The sequence below is a fragment of the Parabacteroides sp. genome (assembly GCF_977054455.1).
On sequence record NZ_CDRTCT010000001.1, the window covers coordinates 195,614 to 216,452 of the forward strand.

Genomic DNA, 20,839 nt, shown 5'->3' on the forward strand with positions numbered 1-20,839 from the left:
AATTTTACTTCCGCGTGTCATGATTGAAAATTAAGAATTAAAAAATAAGACTGGTTGACTAAATGATTTCTTAATTATTAATTCTCAATTATTAATTCCTTAAGTGCATTCAGTACTTCATCGGGTGTGAACACGATACCACCGAGGCGGCCGAAATGTTCTACCTTTATCTTGCCGTTTACAGCCAGACGTACGTCTTCGACCATCTGTCCGGCGTTCAGCTCGACGGAGAGCATGCCTTTTACTTTATCTGCATAGGCGGCAATCTCTTTTTTCGGGAACGGCCATAATGTGATGGGACGGAGCAAGCCGAGCTTGATGCCTTCCGCACGTGCGATTTCCACCACTTTCTGGCAGATACGGGCGGAAGAACCGAAAGCGATCAGCAGATATTCGGCATCTTCGCACTGGAACTCTTCGTAGCGGACTTCATTTTCTTCGATCTTCCGATATTTAGCCTGGAAGCGGATGTTGTTTTCTTCCATCTTTGCCGGATCCAGCTCCAGTGATGTAATGACATTCGGTCTACGGCCGGCAGTCTTTCCCTGTGTGGCCCACGGACATTCGGCTATGATTTCTTCCTCTGTACGGCGTGTATGGAAAGGCGGCAATACCACTTTTTCCATCATCTGGCCGATGATGCCGTCTGCCAGGATAATGGCAGGGTTACTATATTTGAAAGCGAGTTCGAAACCCAGTCCGACGAAGTCCGCCATTTCCTGTACGGAAGAGGGGGCGAGCGTGATCAGGCGGTAGTCGCCATGTCCTCCACCTTTGACTGTCTGGAAATAGTCGGCCTGGCTGGGTTGGATCGTTCCCAGACCGGGACCGCCACGCATCACGTTCACGATCAGACAGGGCAGTTCGGCTCCTGCGATATAAGATATACCTTCTTGTTTCAGACTGACACCGGGGCTTGACGAGGAGGTCATCACGCGTTTACCTGTACCAGCACCTCCATATACCATATTGATGGCGGCCACTTCACTTTCAGCCTGTAGCACGACCATTCCGGTTGTTTCCCACGGCATTTCGGCCATCAGGGTTTCGAGTATCTCCGACTGCGGAGTGATCGGGTAGCCGAAGTAACCGTCTACGCCGTAGCGGATGGCCGCATGGGCGATGGCTTCGTTACCCTTCATTAATTTTACTTCTTCTGCCATATCTGTCTATTATATTTTTACTTTATAGATGGTTAAACAACCGTCCGGACAAACTAACCCGCAACTTGCACAACCGATACAGTTATCGGGGTTTTTCATGTACACATAGTGGTATCCCTTGTTGTTTACTTCACGCGGGTGCAATTCGAGTACATCCGACGGGCAGGCTACTACGCAGAGGTTACATCCTTTGCATCGCTCTGTGTTTACAACAACAGCTCCTTTTATCTTCGCCATAATTTATTATATTTAAAAACTAATGTAACACTAACTATCTCATTTGCGACTGCCAAAGGTAGTAAAAACTTTACAGAAAGAATCTTTTTTACTTTAATTAGTATGGAATTGTTACTCTTTGGAGCCTGTCAGAATCGCCACGAGTCAAGGCAACACCTGCTTTGTGACGACGGGAATCAGGCGGACGGGACTGTTAAGTCCTGATGGCATCGGCTCCCATTTGTCGTATTGTCTTTGCCGGTAATTCAGGTCGACCATGTTGATCTCCTTGAAAATCCGCCATGTTGTTTTTCTCCGGTCGTAATCGGCAATCCTGTTTGCGGGGAGGTTGGTCACCTCCACATCGATCCGGTTGACTCCCGGCTCCAGATAATTTCCGACTTTCAGGCGGAAAGGGACAGCCCACACCGTTCCGGCCGGTTGTCGGTTAATGTAGACACGTGCACTTTCCCGTACATCCCCCAGATCCAGTATCCAGTCGTCGGCTGCTATTTCGGGTAGTCTGAATGTCAGGCTGTACCGGCCGGTCGCCATGTTCCGTCGTGCGTCCGGATGATCGAGCGTGGTCCAGGAGGCAGGACTGTCTATCACGAATGTCTCCGGAATGGCCGGTTCGCTTTCGGGAAAGCTCAGAGTCCAGCCATGGTCCAGCCCGATGCTGAGAGACTGTTCTTGTATATAATTCCAGGCCGGGCAATCGGGAGCCTCTCCGGTGAAAGTCTGCAAGATGAGTGATCCCCCGGAAGGTATTTGCAGGTAAACCTCCGTTTTTCCTTCCTGCCGGCGGAGGCATGCGGCACCTCGCTCCTTGGTCATCGGGTCGAAAAGGATGGCGGCATTGGCCTGAACACCCAGCGGAACCCAGCCGTCGACATCTTTCTCCTGCAAAGAGGCGATAAAGTAATGGTATCCGGTTGCATTCGAGCGGCGAATGCATTGCAGGCCGAATCGGGTTTTCATCTCTTCCCGTGCGACACCGCAAGCTTGCAAGGCGAGGGAATAGTCGGAGCCGGTGATGATCCGTCCTTTTTGCAGGCTGTTCGTCGCGGTTTCGTCGAAAGAGGCGATTGCCGGTAGCTTCTCACATGCCTGGCGAAAGCGTTTTCTTCTTTTATCCAGATCTCCGAAGCCGGGTACATCTTCCGGATAGTTCCCGATAAAGACGATCGTGGCTCCCTCTTTTGCCAATTGTACCAAATGACTTAGAATATCGGACGGCATATAACGGACGGCGGGAACGACCAGCGCCTTGTATGAGGAACCGCCCGAAGTCACCAGCTTCCCGTTTTTGATGCCGGTACTCCGGATAAAGTTGTCGGAGATGTAATCGACATCATATCCGCTTTCGTAAATGGTGTGTATGGCGCGGATAAACTGGGGAGCCCGCTGTTGCATTTTATGGATATCGAAAGCTAAGAAACGTTCGCCTGCTTCCTGCCACATGTCGTATATCGGCAGATAGACCAGAAAGTCATTGTCCGGTTTCCCCATCTGTAAAAATGACTGGCAACGGGCGATATAATCGAAAAAGTCGGGGGCATCTTTCCATATGCTGTTTGTCGGTGACATGTTGACGGACGCGTAGAACCGCCAGCCGGGCCATTTCGCCTCGCGGGGCGAATAGGGAGTGCCGTGAAAAAACATGTGATTGACACCCGATACGAACATCAGGTCCATATCCGGTTTGCATTGTGATAGAGACGTACGGAAGTGTTCGGTCAGCCAGGTGAAGGTCTCCGAGGAGATATATTTTTTACCGGCTATATGGGCAGCCGAGGAGGCGTACTTGAGCATCGACAGATCCGAGTCGTTTTTGCGTGTCAGCGAATCCTGGCGTAATCCTTTGATATGGAACCGGGAGAGGCCGAATCCCTCGCATTCGGGAATATCGACTGTAGCGTACAGGTCGATCAGGTTGCCCGGCGAACCATGCGCCTGGTTACGGGTGAGGCTTCCGCCCCGGTGCGCCCATTCCGTCCATTGGCGGGTAAAGTTCTCCAGCAGGAGTTCCGCCAATGTCTCCCGGTAGTCCGAGAGGATGCGGGCGGTCGTATCCGTCCGTGCGGGATTGAGGAATTCCGGCAGGTAATTTTCCAGCCGGTATCCGCGCCTGCGGACGAATTCGGTAAGCAGGCTGGGGGTCCAGTCGGCTCCGTACACTTCATACGAGTCGTTGAAAAAGGTATGCGGATAAGGAACCTTGTTTTCCCGGAAAGCCCGTTCGAAGGTTGCGAAATACTGCTTGACGGCTTTTCCTGAAAAATGGTCCATTACATAACCTTCCCCGCCGGGAGCCGCCCGTTTCACTTGTTGGAATGTTTTCCCGCAGAATAAAGCTATCAGGCGCCAGTTTCCCGCAGGAACCGTCCAGTCGAGCCGGTTGTTTTTCACTTTTGATGTGATGTCGATCCGTTCCCCCTTGTCGGAAAAGGCCATCAGGCGGCTCAGGTTGGCGACTCCCCGTTGTTTCCGGTCCTCCACATCGATTGTGATCCGAAGCCTTTCCCCGCCTTTGGCCGCGTATTCTTGGAAGATCGCTTTGGTCGCTGCATTGTCCAAGGAGATCATCGGGCCACCGAAAGGCCAGCCGGTTCCGGCGTTCATGTCCGTTTCCATTCCGAGGCGTTTGCATTCGGACCGGGTATGCTGCAACATCCGCATCCAGGCGGGAGAGAGGAACGGGATTTCGTGTGCATCGTTTCCCTGCACGCCATAGATCGGGGTGATCTCGACACCTCCTAACCCTGCTTGGGCATAGGTTTCCAGGTTATAAGTCAGGTTCGCCGTGTCTACCGCGCTCCCCAGCCACCACCAGCGGGTTGCAGGACGCGATTCGGCCGTGATCTCCGGCCACGATTGCGAAAAAGTCGGTGCTACTGTCGTCAGGCAGATGACGGCAACCGACAGGATATGTTTGAAACGGGGTGTGATGTCCATAATGAATGTTGATTTTTTCAGGGTGAAAGATACGATTGATATCGTATCTGCTTGTACGGAACAAAAATAAGGAATATCCTTGAGACACCGGTTAACTGTTTGACTGCCGGTCAAAGAATGCGCCGTTCCAATTCGTCCAGCATATTCACGCGTTCCAAAGAGAACGTCTTGTCGTGCGTTTGGATATATTCTAAGAGCGTCTTGGCCTTTTGCAACATCGCCTGTTCCTCGTCTGGGTAGAGGTAGCTTTCTTCGATCAGGGTCTTGACGGCTATCTCAAGACGGAGGATCCCGCCGTTGTCGTCACTGTCAAGGCGGCGGATGAGTTCTTCGGGCGGGGTTGTCATAAGGGTAGGACGGTCCAGTTTGAGGGAACTGTACACGGTTTGGATCAATTCCGGAGTATGGCGGGCCGCATTTGTGTTGCGGTTCATAATGATCTGAAGGACTACTTTGGCAAGTTCTTCGATCTGTACCATGATGAAGTCTCGTTTGAGCACGGGGATATTATTAATTAATAATTAAGAAATAAGAGTTCACTTTGCACTTTCAATTGTCTACTGTCACCTTGATAATGCGGATGTCTTTTTTAGGGCGGTCGTATTCGTCGCGGGCTTGTCCGGCGATGGCGTCGAGGACGTCGAATCCTTCAATGAGTTCGCCATAGACGGTATAGTTGCCGTCCAGGTGGTGGCAACCGCCTTTAGTGGTGTAGGCTTTCCGTTGTTCTTTGGTGAACAGCAGGTGTCCGGGTGTGGCGCGTACCACCGAGTCTACCTGGGCGTTGATCTTGCGCAGGCGTTTCTGGTACTCGCGTTTGTTGCTGGCTTTCTGCATGCGCAGTTCGGCACGGACGGGATAGAAGAACTTCTGCATGGCCTTCTCCTTGATATCCTGGTTGGCGATCATTTCCAGCGTGTCCAGTTCACCGTTGGTGTAGACTTTTCCTTGTACGATATAGAATTGCGACATATCCGATTTCTTTTGCGGGTTGATGTCGTCGTTCTGGCGGGGAGCAGCCAACGCACCCCGCTTATTGAAGCGGTGAGGCCGCATCTCCGGCATGATCTCCGAATTCCGGTCCCCGAAACCGCAACGGGCGCCGGCGGGGGCATTGCGCGAATCGGGAGCGCCGCCTTGTATCATAAATTCGGGGAGCACGCGGGTGAACAGCGTCCCGTCGTATTCGCCCCGTTTGGCACGTTCGATAAAGGTGCGGACATGGTTGGGGACATCGTCATACAGTTTCGCTTTCAGGGTTCCGGCGCTCGTGTTGATGGTGACTATTTTCGCAGGAACCTGTTCCGATGCAGATGTTACGGAGTCCGCATCGCTCTGTCCGAAGACAGGCGAGAGGCAGGCCAGTAAGCCTAATAAGATATAGTAGCTCTTTTTCATCTTTTAAAATATTTGGTGGGTAAAGATAGTATATATGTTGTTAAACACAAAGTAAATGGCTACCTTTGCAACCTTTAAGGCAAATTTAAGATTATAACTACACGTATTATTATGAATTGGATTAATGATTTGTTATGGGGCGAGGGCATCGGCCACTCCATACTTCTGCTTTCCTTTGTGATCGCCGCGGGTATTCAATTAGGTAAGGTCAAGATCTTCGGCGTGTCTTTGGGAATTACTCTTGTGTTGTTTGTGGGGATCATTTTAGGTCATTTCGGTTTTACGATCAACCACAATGTGATTCACTTTTTTAAAGAGTTCGGATTGATACTTTTTGTCTACTCTGTAGGGATGCAGGTCGGACCGGGTTTCTTCTCTTCTTTCAAACAGGGTGGGATTACGCTGAATATGCTGGCGTGCGGCATTGTGTTCCTGGGAGTCGTGACAGCTGTCATTCTGCATTATGCAACCGGTATCCCGATGCCTACGATGGTCGGCATTTTGTCGGGGGCGGTAACGAATACACCGGGATTGGGTGCTGCCCAGCAGGCTTTTTCCGATATGCACGGAGTGTCAGACAATACGATTGCTCTGGGATATGCTGTCGCTTATCCGTTGGGTGTGATCGGTATTATCCTGTCCATTATCTTGATTAAGTATATTTTCCGTGTAAGTTTCGATAAGGAGAACGAACAGTTGAACAGCGAAGATTCTTCGCATACCAATGAGGCTAAGCCTATCTCGCTGGTCGTGAAGAATCCGGCTATCTTCGGAAAGACGGTTGCCGAATTGTCGAACCTGCTGGAACATCGTGATTTTGTTATTTCCCGTGTCTGGCGTGACAGCAACAAGCAGATCGAAATAGCTTCGGCCAATACGGTATTGCAGGAAAACGACAAGGTCTTTGTTATCACGACCGAGACGGATGCGGAGACGATCAAGACTTTTATCGGGGAAGAGATCGATATGGAACGTAAACAGTGGATCCGCATGGAGAGCCAGTTTGTCAACCGCCGTATCCTGATCACAAAACCGGAACTGAACGGTAAGCGTCTGGGACAATTGAAACTGCGTAAATTATATGGTATCAATATCACCCGTATCAATCGTGCCGGTGTCGATCTGGTTGCCAAACCGGGGCTGACTTTGCAGGTCGGCGACCGTGTGAACGTAGTCGGTACCGAAACAGCGGTTTCCAACGTGGAAAAAGTTTTGGGCAATTCGATGAAGCGCCTGAACGAACCGAACCTGATCACGATCTTCGTCGGCATTGCGTTGGGTATCGTGCTGGGCAGTATCCCAATTACCTTCCCAGGCATTCCGCAGCCGGTCAAGTTGGGTCTGGCGGGCGGTCCGCTGGTTGTGGCTATTCTGATCAGCCGCTTCGGCTACCATTATAAATTGATTACTTACACGACGCAGAGTGCGAATTTGATGTTGCGCGAGATCGGTATTACGCTTTTCCTTGCTTGCGTGGGAATCAGTGCCGGCGACGGTTTTGTCGATACGATTGTGAATAATGGCGGTTTTGCTTGGATCGGCTACGGTTTCATCATTACGTTTGTGCCGTTGATGATCATCGGTTGTATCGGCCGTTATTTCTGTAAGGTCAACTACTTTACGCTTATGGGGCTTATTGCCGGCAGCACGACCGACCCGCCTGCATTGGCTTATTCGAATGCGACAGCCGGCAACGATGCTCCGTCGGTAGGGTATGCAACTGTCTATCCGTTGACAATGTTCCTCCGGGTATTGACGGCGCAGCTGCTGATTCTGTTCTTTGCATAACCGTATATCATCATTGAAGGAGGTTCAAAACTCCTTTCTCACGATCTTTTAGGCACGGATTTCACGGATTTACACGGATAAATATATTTTCTTTCCGTGTTTTCCGTGAAATCCGTGCCTAAATTATATTATGTAAGTATTCTTCTATAGAAAGTGACTTCTTCTTTCATACATGCGAAATCCGGATTACTTTTTTGTTTGTTCTGTTGCTGTCGGAAGAACTTGTTCTGTTGCGGCCGGTGTTTGTTGCGTGCTGTCCGGTAGGGCCGGGCGCAGGGGAATTAAAGGATATTTCTTTCGCCGCCGGAAAATGTCGGAGAAGCGGGTAAAGTCTTTCTTGTACATGATACCTACTCCTTGTGTTGTCAGGGCTTGCTTTAGAATCACATACATATCGTTGGCATGGTTGTAGGCCTTCAGGCGAATATCGCCGCTTGGCGTCAGCAGGTATTCGAGATCGAACTCGCCGATGAAGGCATTCTTCTGGTTGTTTATCGAGCTGTTCTTATACCCGAAGTTTCCGTTGAATATGAGGCGGTTGTTCAGCAATTGGCTGGACAGCAGCATTTCTACTTCCGTATCTTCGATGCCGTCCTGGCTGGTCCGGATATTTGTGCCGAGTTGCACTTTGTCGGTGAAACTGTTCATGATGCTGGATATCTGGGAGGACAGGGCGGATGAGGCCACTGCGCTGAAATCGTTCGATTTATATTGCGCATTGTATTCCGGCGTATAGAATTTGTTCAAAACCAGCAGATAGATGATTTGCCGGGTCATCATGTCTTCCGTATCGACCAAACTTTTGACCTGTCGTTGGAGTTCTTCGTTGGAACTCGGCAGTTCGAGGTCGAACGAGATAGTCGGATTCCGCAGCACACCGTCTAATTTCAATACGCAATTGACCGGCGTATTGCGCCGGGAACTTTCGTATGTCAGGCTGGGATCCAGGTCCTGTATGTTGGCTGTCACGTTATAGATGGCGTTTACATTCATCGTTGCCTCGAAGGGATCTCCCCGGAAGTTGATGATGCTGCCATCCCGTATCTTGAAGTTTTTGTGGATGAGTTGTTGCAGGCTGAAATTATAGTTCCCTTGTACGATCCCGATGTTTCCATACATGCGTAAGTCGGTTTTCGTCCCGTACTGTATCTGGAGGCTTCCGTTGCAGTTTCCTGCTATTTTATCGCCTGCGACCGGGTCCATGATCAACTCGATGTCGGCATCCGGTGTGATGTCGAGAAGGAAGTTCATGCGCAACTCCGCCCCTTCGTCTTCGTTTTTGAAGATAAGAGGTTTTATGGAATCGACCGGCCGGGTAAGTGCCATTTCCCGCAATTCCTTTTTATTCACGAACGTAATGAAATCATATTCTGCCGCGGAAGAGTTGTTCATGAAGTCGAGCTTGACGGATGTCTTGGGATCGCTTCTCATATTGATGTCGAAGTTGATCAATTGCCCGTTCCCTTTAATGGAGGCTGTCCCGGTTCCGAAAACGGTTCCGAATATCAGCGGGTTCTGCTTTTGGGGTGCGTCGAATACCAACATGTTGTTTGTCTGGACTCCTACATCGAAACTGACATCCTTGAAATGTTTATGATTGACGGTCAGGTTTACTTTTGCCGAATTGCCGAACTTGTCATGTACCGTCACGTTGCGCCCGATGATCGCTCCCGGCGTCAGGTGGATGGAGTCGGAAAAAGTGTAGTAGGTGTTCAGATATTCGATACCCAGGCCACCATCGAGCACGAAGGCGTCTCCCTCCACATTCAACGCTTTGAACGGCCCGTGCAGATGGATATTCCCAAAGCCCCGTCCCTGCATGTTCTTGGCGATATTCTCGACGAAAGGATGCAGGAATGCCAGGTTCAGGTCGTTTGCCCCGAAGAAGAGGGAAAGGCCTGCGTTTTTGCCGACCGGATAGACATAACCGCTCACATCGGTCCAGGTCGTATCGTTCTTGTAGATGCTGCCTAACATCAGAATGCCTTTTTGCTGGTCGTCCCATTCGCTGAAAAGGTTGAGGCGTCCTAATTGTACTTGGTTGAACGAGAAGTTTTGTATTTCGAGGTCGGTGTTCAGCATCCGGCTGCCGTAAAGGTCGGTGATGTTGAAGGTCCCGGTAGCCTTTCCGGCAAATTGGAGTACCGGGATGTTCAGGATGTCGAAGATGTAGCTCAGCTCGACTTGTTTCAGGTCCAGCAACAGTGTGTCGGCCGGATCTTTCGAAACCGTTCCTTCCATGTGGAGATATTCGGTGCCGTTGGAGACGGAAAAGTCTTGTATCCCGATCTTACCGTCTGCAATGGTGACGGTGGACGGGGCGATGTGCCAGATGGAATCGTTCAGGATCAGCGGGCTCTCGTTCAGCGAGATTTCCGTACGTAGTTTGGCCGGCCCTTTTTCCTGTTCTTCCTCGATAAAGAGTGTGGAGGCGGAGAGGTCTGCTTTAAACAATCGTTCTTTGTTGTTCGCCCAACCGATCCGCGTCTGTATCCGGTTGTCTTTTGCATCTACTTTCAGGTCCATGTAGTTGCGCAAGCCTTTGGCATTATAATTGATAGCCTTGAGTTTCAAGTTTATCCTGTCTTCAGGGTTGTCACAGGCCAGGTAACCGGATTCGAACATGGACTTGCCGATGTTGAATTTAGGCAGGTAGGCCTCAAAGCGGAAGCGGTTGTACTGGTTGTTGTAATGTCCCGTGATGCGTCCCTGGTTCAGCATCGTAAAAGGCAGTTTCAAGGTGTTGGACATGGCTTCCGTATTTTCGACGGTCAACAAGAGGGAGAAGTTGTTTTCCATCACCTTCTGCTTCTTCTGCGTGACGTTGACCAGAGCCGGGACATATCCTTTCAGAGTCTTCATAAGGCTGGGGACGATTGTCGTGAAAGAGTAAGCGCCCGTCACTTCGCCGTTCAGGACGTCGGAGGTGATGGTCAGGTGGCGGTCCAGCGAATGGCCTGTAGCTTCCACCTTGAACTGTTTCAGGAAAAAGCTGTCCGGCTTGGTTATGAAGGAGAGACTGTCGAGCGTAATGCTCCCTTCCAGATTGTCGATATTGTTTCCCGTGAAGTCGGCGTTCAGCGAGCAGGAGATGTCCGGAGCCTCGTATTTATTCGTCAGGTGGAGACTGTCCGGCCGGAAATGTTCCAGACGCGATGTGAAGTTGAACATGGAGTTTTTACCTTGATGCAGGAACAACCCTTCGGCATATAGTTTGCCGTTCGGATCGTCGATGTCCAGCACGCCGTTGAACCCGTTTTTCTTGAAGTTGCCTGAGAGGAGTATGTTTTCGTATTTGTAGCCTTTGTATTCGAACTCGTCTATATTCGCTTTGATATTACCCGAAAACGACCCGTTGGCAGGACGGCGCGTGTCCAGCGTAACGGCTAACTTGGCTGTCCCATACGGGTTGCCGTCAGGGAAAAGCTCGTTCAGGTGCAGGGTGGAAGTCGAGAGGTGGCCTTTCAGGTAGGCGGCGATGTTCTTCTCCTTGTCCTTCCCGAATATCAGGTCGGTCTGGACGGAACCGATCGCCGACGAGAGTTTGCCGAAAGCGACCAGGTTGTCGAAGAAACCGGATATCTCGCCGGTAAAGTTGATTGTGCCTAACTTGACGATCGCATCCGGCAGTTTGACCGGACGCTCGTTGAAGTTGTTAGCCAGGCCCGAAATCCCTTCGGTCGTGATGTACAGTTTGTTGACCTGCCCGAAGATATAGGCGTCTTCCGGATGCGTGATGCCTTTCATCTCCATCTTGCCGATGAAAAGCATCTTGTCGCTGTATTTCAGTGTCAGCCGCTTCAGGTCGATATTGTTTATGTAGCCCGATGCCTCGGCCGAAAGTTCGATGGCCTCTGAGAAGTTGCGGAATGCCGGGACGAAAGCGGAGAGGTCTTTCAGGCAAATCTGCGAAGGTGCGATGTTCAGTTCGACGGGCGAATGATCCAGCCAATCGGACGCACTGGCTGCTTCTTGCGTATGGAGATGGGCGCGGTCTATTTTCAGGTCTGTTTCAGGCAACTTGATTTCAAAGTTATTGATGATCGCACTGTCCTTGTTGGCTACGATGTTGAGCGACAGTTTGTTCAGCGAAAAGCCAGAGGCTTCGTCGAAACTCATCTTCTTGATGTTGGCATTGAGGCTGTCCTTGTTGAATGCCTTCATCGATATCTTGGCACTTATGTTCCGGATGTCGATATGCTTGGCATTGAACTTTCCGGGGGTGGCGGCTGCATTCTTCACATCGTAACGGAAATTGCCGCGGCGTATCAGGATCGAGTTGAAACGCAGGTCGATATTGGATTGCTTTTTCACCGTGTCCTTGCTGGCGAAAGCGTCGATGACGAATTGCAGGTTCAGCTTGTCTGCCGGCGTCTCCTTGCTCAAGCTGACGGAGAAACCGAACAGGCGGACTGTCGAGAACACGATCTTGCCGTTCAGCAAAGGCAGGATTTCGAAACCGGCCGACACATGGTTGGCATCGAACAGCACGGCTCCGCTTTCATCTTCGAGATACAGGTCTTCCAGCACCAGGCGGTTGAACCACTCGATGTCTACATTCCCGATCCGTACGGGCACACCTAAGCGTCCGGATAATTCTTTCGTTGCCGTGTTTGCCACTTTTTGCTGCACGTAGGGAATGCGCAGCAAGATAGCCGGAGTCGCGTAGAATATCCAGAACAGGGTGAGCAGGGTGATGATTATGTATTTAAGTCCTTTGATATCTTTACTATATTTAAGCACAAAACTACAACAATATCCCGATAGATTTCGTTAATTTGCACAAAAATTAAAACGAAGATATGAGTGTGACAATATTAGGAATCGAATCATCGTGCGATGATACTTCCTCCTCTGTAATACGAGACGGCGTGATGCTGTCGAATGTAATTGCCAGTCAGGCTGTTCACGAAGCCTATGGCGGTGTTGTTCCCGAACTGGCTTCCCGCGCACATCAACAGAACATTATCCCGGTGGTTGCCGAAGCGATCAAGCGTGCCGGCATCGATAAATCCGAACTGAGTGCCGTTGCTTTCACACGTGGGCCGGGCTTGATGGGGTCGTTGCTGGTCGGAACTTCCTTTGCCAAAGGCCTGGCGGCTTCGTTGGATATCCCGATGATCGAGATCAACCATTTGCAGGCGCACGTGCTGGCTCATTTCATCAAGGAGACGCCGGAAGACGATCATGCTCCTTCGTTTCCGTTCCTTTGCCTGTTGGTCTCGGGTGGAAACTCGCAGATTATCAAGGTGAATGCTTACAACGACATGGAAGTGATCGGGCAGACGATCGACGATGCCGCCGGTGAAGCGTTCGACAAATGTGCGAAGGTGATGGGACTGGGGTATCCCGGCGGCCCTGTCGTGAACCGACTTGCCAACGAAGGGAACCCGAAGGCATTTACATTCAGTAAGCCGCATATCCCCGGTTACGACTATAGTTTCAGCGGATTGAAAACCTCTTTCCTTTATACCTTGCGTGACAAACTACAGGATGATCCCGATTTTATCGAAAAGAACAAGCAGGACCTTTGTGCCTCTTTGCAAGCGACGGTGATCGATATCCTGATGAATAAATTGCGCCGGGCTGCGAAAGACCTGGACATCAAGGAGGTGGCCGTTGCCGGTGGCGTGTCGGCCAATTCCGGCTTGCGGGACGCTTTCCTCGACCATGCGAAGCGTTTTGGCTGGAAGGTGCATATCCCGAAATTCTCTTTCACGACGGACAATGCGGCGATGGTTGCCATAACGGGGTATTACAAATATCTCGACAAGCAGTTCTGCCCGATGGATGCCGCTCCCTTTGCAAGGGTAGAGGCGAGGCTGAGGTAACATGTCTGTAGTTTCATGGGCATGAAACAAAAGTTTCCTCTGCATGAAACAAAAGTTTCCTCTGCATGAAACAAAAGTTTCCTCTGCATGAAACAAAAGTTTCCTCTGCATGAAACAAAAGTTTCCCCTATAGGAAACCTTTCATAAGATATAGGGAAAAGGTAAAGAAGATAAGAATGGTGATAGAAAAAGAAATAGGCGGGTTGCTTCGTTCCCGCCATCTGACGATGGGAACGGCTGAAAGTTGTACCGGCGGATATATTGCACATCTGATTACACGTGTGGCCGGCAGCTCCGATTACTTTTGCGGGGGAGTCGTTTCCTACAGCAATGAAGTGAAACATCATGTTTTAGGCGTTTCGGAAGAGAGCTTGGCGCAGTACGGGGCAGTCAGTCGTCCGGTCGTCGAGCAGATGGCGTTAGGAGCGATCCGGGTGTTAGGTTGCGACTGTGCGGTTGCCACTTCCGGCATTGCCGGTCCCGGTGGCGGTACGCCGGAAAAGCCGGTCGGGACCGTCTGGATTGCCGCCGCCCTGAAAGACAAGGTCCTGTCCGAATGTTGCCATTTCGGTACGGAACGCGAAGAGAATATCCGGTTGGCGGCGGGGACGGCGTTGGAGATGTTGAAGAAATTGCTACAGGGATGATCTATAGTGCCTGTTTATCATTCGGGATTGAAACATCCGGTATAAAAGACCCGGCCATTCTCCTGGTTCGTTTGATTGGTGACGCTGAATTGCGGAAATGCCTGTTCCATCCGCTTTGCCAGCGTGTCTCCCAGCGGAGCATATAAACTGTCGGCAGTTGCATTATGAGGGAGGCTGCCGAAGTAGCAGAGGTGGTTTTCATTACTGAACAGGTCGGCGCCCAGCCAGCAGTTGCGGATGCGCCATTCGCTGGAATCAGGCAGGGCGACGTAGAGGTCGAGGCTGTCTGCCTGTATCATCAGGTTCAGCGGGGCGTTCGGGTCGAATGTTTTACGCAGGCGATCCTGGTCGGGGAGCAGGTAGTTTTGTCTGTTCCGCTGTATCCGGGCGACTTCTTCCAATAGCTTTTTACTGTAGCTGGCAACCCAGATTCCCTGATATCGGTAATAACCGAAGAAGTGGTTGCCTGCCTCCGGATAATAGGTGAAAGTAATGTCTTCTTTAACTTGCTTCTGTGGGGCAAATGCACCGAAAGCCTTTTGTAACGTGTTCTTTTCGATCCGTCCGACCGTTTGCCCGTCTGCCTGCATATACAATACGACACCTTGCGGATGGAAGGAGAAAAGCATCGGAGGAAGATCCGGATTGTTCCGGATAACGGAAAGGTAGATCTCCGGAATTTTGGAGGCGAAAGCTGCATGTTCATGCTCGCGGGATAAAATGTATTTGGCAAAGGCGGAAGGGCGGTTTACGCGTAGCACGGCATCCGATGCCGGAGCGACCAAGGTATATAGATCGGTCCGCACCGTCTCTTTCTCTTTTTGCATTTTGCCTAAAAAGAACCAGACTGCCACCAGCGTAGCGAGAGCAGCTATAACGAATGTCACTATTTCCCGCTTGTCAGCTTTCATTGTACGTTATGTTTTCTTGGGGCTCAGGAAATATTTGCACCAGGGTTTGAGGCCGCATCCTTCACATTTGGGCTTGCGGGCGATGCAGGTGTAACGCCCGTGGAGGATCAGCCAGTGATGGGCGATCGGGATTTGTTCTTCCGGGATGTGCTTCACCAGCTCCTTTTCCGTTTCCAACGGGGTTTTGCTGTTGTTCGTCAGGCCGATGCGGTTGGCTACGCGGAACACATGTGTGTCGACAGCCATTGCCGGCTTGTTGTAGACCACCGAGGCGATGACGTTTGCCGTCTTGCGGCCTACGCCGGGCAACTTTTGCAACTCGTCGATATCGGATGGTACGACACCGCCGAAATCGGACATCAGCATCTTCGCCATGCCGACTAAATGTTTCGATTTGTTGTTGGGATAAGAGACGCTCCGGATATATTCGAAGATCACTTCCGGGGTGGAAGCGGCCATGACTTCGGGAGTCGGGAAGTCCCGGAAGAGGGCGGGAGTGATCATATTTACCCGCTTGTCCGTGCATTGGGCGGACAGGATCACGGCGATAAGCAACTGATACGGATTGTCGTAATGCAACTCTGTCTCGGCAACCGGCACATGCTCGTTGAACCAGTTCAAGACTCCCTTATATCGTTCCTCTTTACGCATATCTTATTTCGTTAATGACATAACATTTTTACCAAGAAGCAGTCCTAAGAACACGGCTGACAATCCTAACACGTTACTGGCGAGAAGATTCAGAAGTGCCAGTTTATATTCGCCTGTTTTCATCAGCGACATCGTATCCAATGCAAACGAAGAGAATGTGGTAAATCCGCCGAACAGTCCGGTGAAGAGGAATACTCTTGCGCCCGCAGATAGATTACAGGTTTCAGCTATGCTCCAGCAGAAGCCGATCAGAAAAGAGCCGATCACATTGACCGAAAGTATCCCGAAAGGGAAGGAGTGTAGCATCGAACGCTGTACCCACGTGGAAACTCCGTAGCGGAATACGGTGCCGATTGCCCCTCCTGTTATAAGCAGTAAAACCTTTATCATACCATTTTACGTTTTTAGTGTGTTTTTCCCCGGGCTGGTTAAGGACCCGGGGAAGATGGTAAATGATTTAGGTTCTCAACTTAATTGGCTGACTCAAACTGTCTCAGGAAACGAACGTCGTTTTCGGAGAACATGCGTAAGTCTTTTACTTGGTATTTCAGGTTTGTTATACGCTCGATACCCATTCCTAAAGCATAACCGGAATATACCTTGCTGTCGATACCGCAGTTTTCAAGTACATTCGGATCTACCATACCGCAACCGAGGATTTCCACCCACCCGGTTCCTTTACAGAACGGGCAACCTTTTCCTCCACAGATATTACAAGAAATATCCATTTCGGCGGAAGGTTCGGTGAATGGGAAATAAGATGGGCGCAAGCGGATTTTCGTATCTGCGCTGAACATCTCTTTGGCGAAGAACAGCAAAGCCTGTTTCAGGTCGGCGAAAGAAACGTTTTTGTCCACATATAAAGCTTCTACCTGATGGAAGAAACAGTGTGCGCGATAGGAGATCGCTTCGTTACGATATACACGTCCCGGGCAGATGATACGGATAGGAGGCTCCTGGCTCTCCATGACACGTGTCTGTACGGAAGAAGTGTGTGTACGAAGCAATACGTCCGGATTGTGTTGGATAAAGAAAGTATCCTGCATGTCGCGGGCAGGGTGGTCTTCTGCAAAGTTCAGAGAAGAGAACACATGCCAGTCGTCTTCGATTTCCGGTCCTTCAGCAATGCTGAATCCCAAACGTCCGAAGATGTCGCAGATTTCTTTCTTTACGAGTGAAAGCGGATGGCGGGTACCTAATTCGATAGGATAGGCTGTACGGGTGAGGTCGATGTCATCGTTCGTCGTCTGTACATTCTCAAAGCTGGCTTTCAGCTCGTTTATTCTATTTTGGGTTGCCTCTTTCAGTTTGTTGAGGTGCTGGCCGACTTCACGCTTCTGATCTGCCGCCACGTTGCGGAAATCGTTCATCAGCAAAGATATTTCACCTTTTTTGCTGAGGTATTTTATGCGTAATGCTTCCAGTTCTTCAGCGTTTGCCGCTTTCAGGTTCTCTACTTCCTTAAGCAGAGCGTTAATCTTATTGATCATTTCTAATCATTTTTATTTTCAACGTGCAAATTTACTCCTTTCTTTGAATACTGCAACCGATTACGGCGGGTTTTTTTGAAAAAAGAGAGGCAACTATCCGCTTTTTATCAGAAATTGTAAGCTATGCCGATACCTAAAACCTCTTTGAACTGCACTTTGGCGCCGTGTTTTTCGCCTTCATCAGTAAAGGTTTTCACGTCGTTGTCGTATTTGAGCGTGGTGTTGAGCGTAGCGCTGAGGTATTTGTTAATCTTCATGTTGATCAGGACATCCCAGTTCACGTCCACATTACCGAACTGCTTGTCGTAAGGGGTGAAAAAGTCCACGCTTGTGATCAGATTCACGTTCTCCATGATCTTTTGCTCTGCTTTTGCCTTGATATAAGCTCCTATCTCCGCCCGGAAACGGTCGCCGGGATCGACACCGAACGCACCTTCATCGGACAGATAGTCGTCTTCCACGAATGTCAGTTTTCCTGCAATCGGGGAGAGGTAGAGGGAATAGTTGCTTTTCGGGCGGAAATCCATGCCTAAAGAGATATTGGAATAGGCGGGTGCGAAGAATTTGGAAATATAATGCGATTTGTCCGGATAGTTATACCCTTTATAGAACTGGGTGTTGAGATCGGCCATCGCCGTGTAATACCATTTCTCGCTTGCCTGGTAGCCTAACTGGGTGGAGAAGGCGATCTTGTCGGATGTTTTTTGTACGCCCTGTGATTTGGTATTCGTCAATCCGTAGTCCAGTCCGAGATTGCTGATCCATAGCCAGTTCCCGCTTTTATGCGTAAGCGAACCGTTCAGATAGGCATTCCCGGCAAAGGAGTTTTCGCCACCGGCCGACCAGTTGCTGACGGCTGTCTGTGACATATTTATACCTGTGATACCTTTTAATACCCATTTCCCCTCTTCATAACCTTTGTCGTCGGCCTGGCTATAGCCGGCAATGCTTCCCATTGCGAGTGCTACCGTTAAAAATATACGTTTCATATCAATTCTGTGTTTTTTTAAGTTGTAATTAATGAAAGACGTCTTTTATAAAAAAACAGGTAGCGCCCGCTTTTGTTTATCCGGATCTCACACAATCAAGGTTACGGCTGGTTGGACAAACGAAGGTTTATTTAACTTCGAACCATATTGTTTTTCGATTCCCCTGGTTGTCGATCAGCGTCAGACGGTGCTTGCCGGGAGAGGCGGAGCTGCTGATCTGGTGGTGGTCTGTCGTTTCGCCGATATAGGTTTCGTCGAGATGCCAGTAGAGGATGGCATCCGGACGGGCGTGAGCGGCTTTGAACACGAATTGCTCCCGTTTGCCGGAGAAGCCTTTCGGAAGATAAAGGATGGCGCCCGGTTCCGGATAGATCAGTTCGATCTGCCGGTTCCGGTCCTCGCCGCATCCCGGTTTCACAGAAGGCAGAGGCACGTAGTCGATATGATAGTTCCGATAGTAATATTCTTCGGAAGGAGGCAGTACGAACCACGGACGCGCGATCATCCGGCTGACCGGCTCGCATGAACTGTTCACCCGGAAACGGCCGTCCGCCGAAAGATGGACAAGACGATGGTAGGGGCAGACCTCCGTTTTGTCGGCCGAGCGAGGCATATAGAGCGTGTCCACCCGGTCGCAGATCGCAGAAGCCTTGTGCCCGCTGAGACGGCAGACCGCCATCGGGAGGAGTTCGTCGTAAGGCATGTCGAACCAGCCGCTTCCCGGGAGAAGCGAGAACAGGTCGAACAGGACGGGAGCGGCATTGCCCACGCCTGTCAGTCCCGGCCGGCCTTCTCCCGAAGCGTTGCCCACCCATACGCCGACCGTATAGCGCGGGGTTGTCCCGATCGCCCAGGCATCCCGCCCGCCATAGCTCGTTCCCGTTTTCCAGGCCACCTGCTTCATGGAGCCGAACTGTTGCCAGTCCGCCTCCTCTTCGGGGCGGTTCAGTGCCGACATCGCTTCGAAGGCGAACCAGATGGAGGCGGCGGAGAGGAGCGGCTTGTCCGTAAGCCTTTTGTCGGCGACAGAGCGGACCGGATCGGCCGGAGGGGCCGGGAAAGGGGTGAGCGGATGAATATCCGCCGGGTCATATCGTCCGTTGTAAATCCGGTAATGTGCGAGCGTACGCGCCAGGGAAGCATACATGCCGGTGAGGTCCCATAACGTCCCTTCCGCGCCTCCTAAGATCAGCGAAGCCCCGTAATGTTCTTCGGGAAAACGGAGCGTGGTCATTCCCGCCTTTTTCAGCAACGACATGAACCGCCCCGTGTTGTAGGCCGAAAGCATCCGTACCAGCGGGACGTTGAGCGAACGTTCGATCGCCCGGTGTGCCGGGACCGCCCCGTAGAACGTCTTGTTGTAGTTTTGCGGCGAGAAGCCGTTCAGGTTCAGAGGAACGTCCGGGACGAGCGTGCCGGGGAGCAACTGCCCGTCGTGTAGCATGGCGGCATAAAGAAAGGGCTTCAGGATACTGCCCGTGCTGCGTGGCGAAGTGATGATGTCGACCTGGTTCCCCGTGCGGGCATCGCCCCCGAAAGTGACGTTTCCCGCATAGGCAAGCACTTCTCCCGTTTCGGCATCGGCGATAAGGGCGGCCAGGTTGTGGATGTGGTTGGAGGCGTAGTCACGGGCGTAGCGGTTCACGATCTCTTGGGTCTGCCGTTGTAACATCCGGCTGACAGAGGTCGTGATACGCGTTCCCGGAGTGTCGGCTGCCAACCGTTCGAGCAGGTGGGGGGCTTCGTCGGGCAGGGGTACGGGCGCTTCGGGAAGCGGTTCGAGGAGCGACAGTCCGTATTCGGTTTCATCCAGTATCCCTTTTTCCTTTAATACAGTCAGGAGTTTGTCGCGTTTGGCTTTCAGCCGTGCCCGGTTACGTCCGGGATGGATCAGCGCGGGCGAGTTGGGCAGGACGGCAAGAGTGGCGCTCTCGGCCCACGAGAGGTCGGCGGCGTTTCGCCCGAAATAGCGCCAGGCTGCCGTTTCGATGCCTATGACATTTCCTCCGAACGGGGCGTGCGAGGCATAGAGTTTCAGGATTTCATCCTTGTCGAAGGTTGTTTCCAAGAAGAGGGCATAGCCGGTTTCGACTATTTTTTCATACAGGGTACGGCTGCGGTTTCCCCGTGCGATGCGTGCCAGTTGCATGGTGATCGTGCTTCCCCCGCTGACGACTTCGCCCCGGCTGAGGTTGATCCGCATGGCCCGGACGATGGCGGCCGGGTCTACTCCGGGATGGCGGTAGAAGCGTTTGTCTTCGTAGGTCAGCAGGCAAGTCACGAACTTGTCGGGAAGGGTGTCCGCCGGAGGGAAACGCCATTGCCCGTCCGGTGCGATCCGTGCTCCTAACAACTGCCCGTCGGAAGAATAGAGCAGGGAGGAACAGGCTTCGGGAAAGAGTGTCCGGGGGCCGGTAAGATACAGGACTATTCCTGTCAGCAGCTTTATGAAAAATAGAAATAACATTGCCTTTTCCTCGATTTCGTTGAAAAATGAATTGAACGTACGAAGATAGCGGATTCCGGTAGAATCGGGTTGTTCTTTTAGGTAAAAATCGAAACCGGTGTCTGGAACGAATTCTTTTCATCGGGACTTTTTGTCTTTTGGACCTTATTGTATAGATTGAAAAATATACATTCGTCCGAATCGAAACTACTATCCCGTCTATTTTGATTTTCTACCCCATATAATTCGAATTTCCCGCAATGGTAATATTTTTTAAGAAACATGCTTTTTGTGCAAATCGTTGCTGCATTGCCGATTAGATGCGAATGGCGTTTTTGGGGGACTTATTGT

General features: G+C 51.0%; 15 protein-coding genes. 3 read left to right on the top strand and 12 right to left on the bottom strand.

Annotation, left to right across the window (positions count from 1 at the left end; all coding sequences use genetic code 11):
• Positions 1–77 precede the first annotated feature (77 nt).
• The 5 genes from ACW6QF_RS00705 to ACW6QF_RS00725 all read right to left on the bottom strand — a co-directional run bounded on the left by ACW6QF_RS00705 (position 78) and on the right by ACW6QF_RS00725 (position 5,735).
• Positions 78–1,163 (bottom strand): 3-methyl-2-oxobutanoate dehydrogenase subunit VorB, encoded by a 1,086-nt coding sequence (locus ACW6QF_RS00705; protein ID WP_456086441.1) that lies wholly within the window; start codon positions 1,161–1,163, stop codon positions 78–80.
• A gap of 9 nt (positions 1,164–1,172) precedes the next feature.
• Positions 1,173–1,400: a 4Fe-4S dicluster domain-containing protein gene (locus ACW6QF_RS00710; protein ID WP_122343683.1), complete on the bottom strand. Its 228-nt coding sequence runs from the start codon at positions 1,398–1,400 to the stop codon at positions 1,173–1,175.
• Positions 1,401–1,544: 144 nt separating this feature from the next.
• Positions 1,545–4,337, bottom strand: a complete 2,793-nt coding sequence (locus ACW6QF_RS00715) for an alpha-L-rhamnosidase (protein WP_456086442.1) — start codon at positions 4,335–4,337, stop codon at positions 1,545–1,547.
• Between the two features lie 110 nt (positions 4,338–4,447).
• On the bottom strand, positions 4,448–4,837 hold the full coding sequence (locus ACW6QF_RS00720) for a hypothetical protein (RefSeq protein WP_456086443.1): 390 nt from the start codon (positions 4,835–4,837) through the stop codon (positions 4,448–4,450).
• Positions 4,838–4,886: 49 nt separating this feature from the next.
• The gene (locus ACW6QF_RS00725; protein WP_456086444.1) at positions 4,887–5,735 is read right to left on the bottom strand and encodes a peptidylprolyl isomerase; all 849 of its coding nucleotides are present in this window, start codon (positions 5,733–5,735) and stop codon (positions 4,887–4,889) included.
• Between the two features lie 111 nt (positions 5,736–5,846).
• On the opposite strand from ACW6QF_RS00725, the gene ACW6QF_RS00730 reads away from it, so the two are divergent.
• Entirely contained in the window at positions 5,847–7,523 is a 1,677-nt protein-coding gene (locus ACW6QF_RS00730; RefSeq protein WP_298554817.1) for a putative transporter, read from the top strand.
• 186 nt (positions 7,524–7,709) lie between these two features.
• Here the strand turns inward: ACW6QF_RS00730 and ACW6QF_RS00735 are convergent, their stop codons facing one another.
• A complete protein-coding gene (locus tag ACW6QF_RS00735; RefSeq protein WP_456086486.1) occupies positions 7,710–12,215 on the bottom strand; it encodes a translocation/assembly module TamB domain-containing protein in 4,506 nt (1,501 codons plus the stop codon).
• Positions 12,216–12,325: 110 nt separating this feature from the next.
• On the opposite strand from ACW6QF_RS00735, the gene tsaD reads away from it, so the two are divergent.
• Both tsaD and ACW6QF_RS00745 read left to right on the top strand, forming a co-directional pair.
• Entirely contained in the window at positions 12,326–13,354 is a 1,029-nt protein-coding gene (tsaD, locus tag ACW6QF_RS00740; RefSeq protein WP_456086445.1) for a tRNA (adenosine(37)-N6)-threonylcarbamoyltransferase complex transferase subunit TsaD, read from the top strand.
• A gap of 176 nt (positions 13,355–13,530) precedes the next feature.
• Entirely contained in the window at positions 13,531–14,001 is a 471-nt protein-coding gene (locus ACW6QF_RS00745) for a CinA family protein (RefSeq protein ID WP_456086446.1), read from the top strand.
• Positions 14,002–14,018: 17 nt separating this feature from the next.
• Here ACW6QF_RS00745 and ACW6QF_RS00750 read toward each other — a convergent pair whose 3' ends face one another.
• From ACW6QF_RS00750 to pbpC, 6 genes are all read right to left on the bottom strand, one after another.
• Complete coding sequence (locus tag ACW6QF_RS00750) at positions 14,019–14,912, bottom strand: hypothetical protein (protein ID WP_456086447.1); 894 nt, start codon at positions 14,910–14,912, stop codon at positions 14,019–14,021.
• 6 nt (positions 14,913–14,918) lie between these two features.
• Entirely contained in the window at positions 14,919–15,563 is a 645-nt protein-coding gene (nth, locus tag ACW6QF_RS00755) for an endonuclease III (RefSeq protein WP_456086448.1), read from the bottom strand.
• 3 nt (positions 15,564–15,566) lie between these two features.
• Positions 15,567–15,953 carry a fluoride efflux transporter CrcB gene (gene crcB / locus ACW6QF_RS00760; protein WP_456086449.1) on the bottom strand — a complete coding sequence of 129 codons (387 nt, stop codon included), beginning with the start codon at positions 15,951–15,953 and terminating at the stop codon, positions 15,567–15,569.
• An 80-nt stretch (positions 15,954–16,033) separates the two neighbouring features.
• Positions 16,034–17,053 (bottom strand): phenylalanine--tRNA ligase subunit alpha, encoded by a 1,020-nt coding sequence (gene pheS / locus ACW6QF_RS00765; RefSeq protein ID WP_298554799.1) that lies wholly within the window; start codon positions 17,051–17,053, stop codon positions 16,034–16,036.
• A 107-nt stretch (positions 17,054–17,160) separates the two neighbouring features.
• Entirely contained in the window at positions 17,161–18,042 is an 882-nt protein-coding gene (locus ACW6QF_RS00770; RefSeq protein ID WP_456086450.1) for a DUF3078 domain-containing protein, read from the bottom strand.
• Positions 18,043–18,169: 127 nt separating this feature from the next.
• The gene (gene pbpC / locus ACW6QF_RS00775; RefSeq protein ID WP_456086451.1) at positions 18,170–20,509 is read right to left on the bottom strand and encodes a penicillin-binding protein 1C; all 2,340 of its coding nucleotides are present in this window, start codon (positions 20,507–20,509) and stop codon (positions 18,170–18,172) included.
• Positions 20,510–20,839: the final 330 nt, after the last annotated feature.

Bases quoted from the DNA above. Each gene is read 5' to 3' on its own strand.
- ACW6QF_RS00705 (WP_456086441.1), bottom strand. From the start codon at position 1,163: ATGGCAGAAGAAGTAAAATTAATGAAGGGTAACGAAGCCATCGCCCAT.
- ACW6QF_RS00710 (WP_122343683.1), bottom strand. From the start codon at position 1,400: ATGGCGAAGATAAAAGGAGCTGTTGTTGTAAACACAGAGCGATGCAAA.
- ACW6QF_RS00715 (WP_456086442.1), bottom strand. From the start codon at position 4,337: ATGGACATCACACCCCGTTTCAAACATATCCTGTCGGTTGCCGTCATC.
- ACW6QF_RS00725 (WP_456086444.1), bottom strand. From the start codon at position 5,735: ATGAAAAAGAGCTACTATATCTTATTAGGCTTACTGGCCTGCCTCTCG.
- ACW6QF_RS00730 (WP_298554817.1), top strand. From the start codon at position 5,847: ATGAATTGGATTAATGATTTGTTATGGGGCGAGGGCATCGGCCACTCC.
- tsaD (WP_456086445.1), top strand. From the start codon at position 12,326: ATGAGTGTGACAATATTAGGAATCGAATCATCGTGCGATGATACTTCC.
- ACW6QF_RS00745 (WP_456086446.1), top strand. From the start codon at position 13,531: ATGGTGATAGAAAAAGAAATAGGCGGGTTGCTTCGTTCCCGCCATCTG.
- ACW6QF_RS00750 (WP_456086447.1), bottom strand. From the start codon at position 14,912: ATGAAAGCTGACAAGCGGGAAATAGTGACATTCGTTATAGCTGCTCTC.
- nth (WP_456086448.1), bottom strand. From the start codon at position 15,563: ATGCGTAAAGAGGAACGATATAAGGGAGTCTTGAACTGGTTCAACGAG.
- crcB (WP_456086449.1), bottom strand. From the start codon at position 15,953: ATGATAAAGGTTTTACTGCTTATAACAGGAGGGGCAATCGGCACCGTA.
- pheS (WP_298554799.1), bottom strand. From the start codon at position 17,053: ATGATCAATAAGATTAACGCTCTGCTTAAGGAAGTAGAGAACCTGAAA.
- ACW6QF_RS00770 (WP_456086450.1), bottom strand. From the start codon at position 18,042: ATGAAACGTATATTTTTAACGGTAGCACTCGCAATGGGAAGCATTGCC.
- pbpC (WP_456086451.1), bottom strand. From the start codon at position 20,509: ATGTTATTTCTATTTTTCATAAAGCTGCTGACAGGAATAGTCCTGTAT.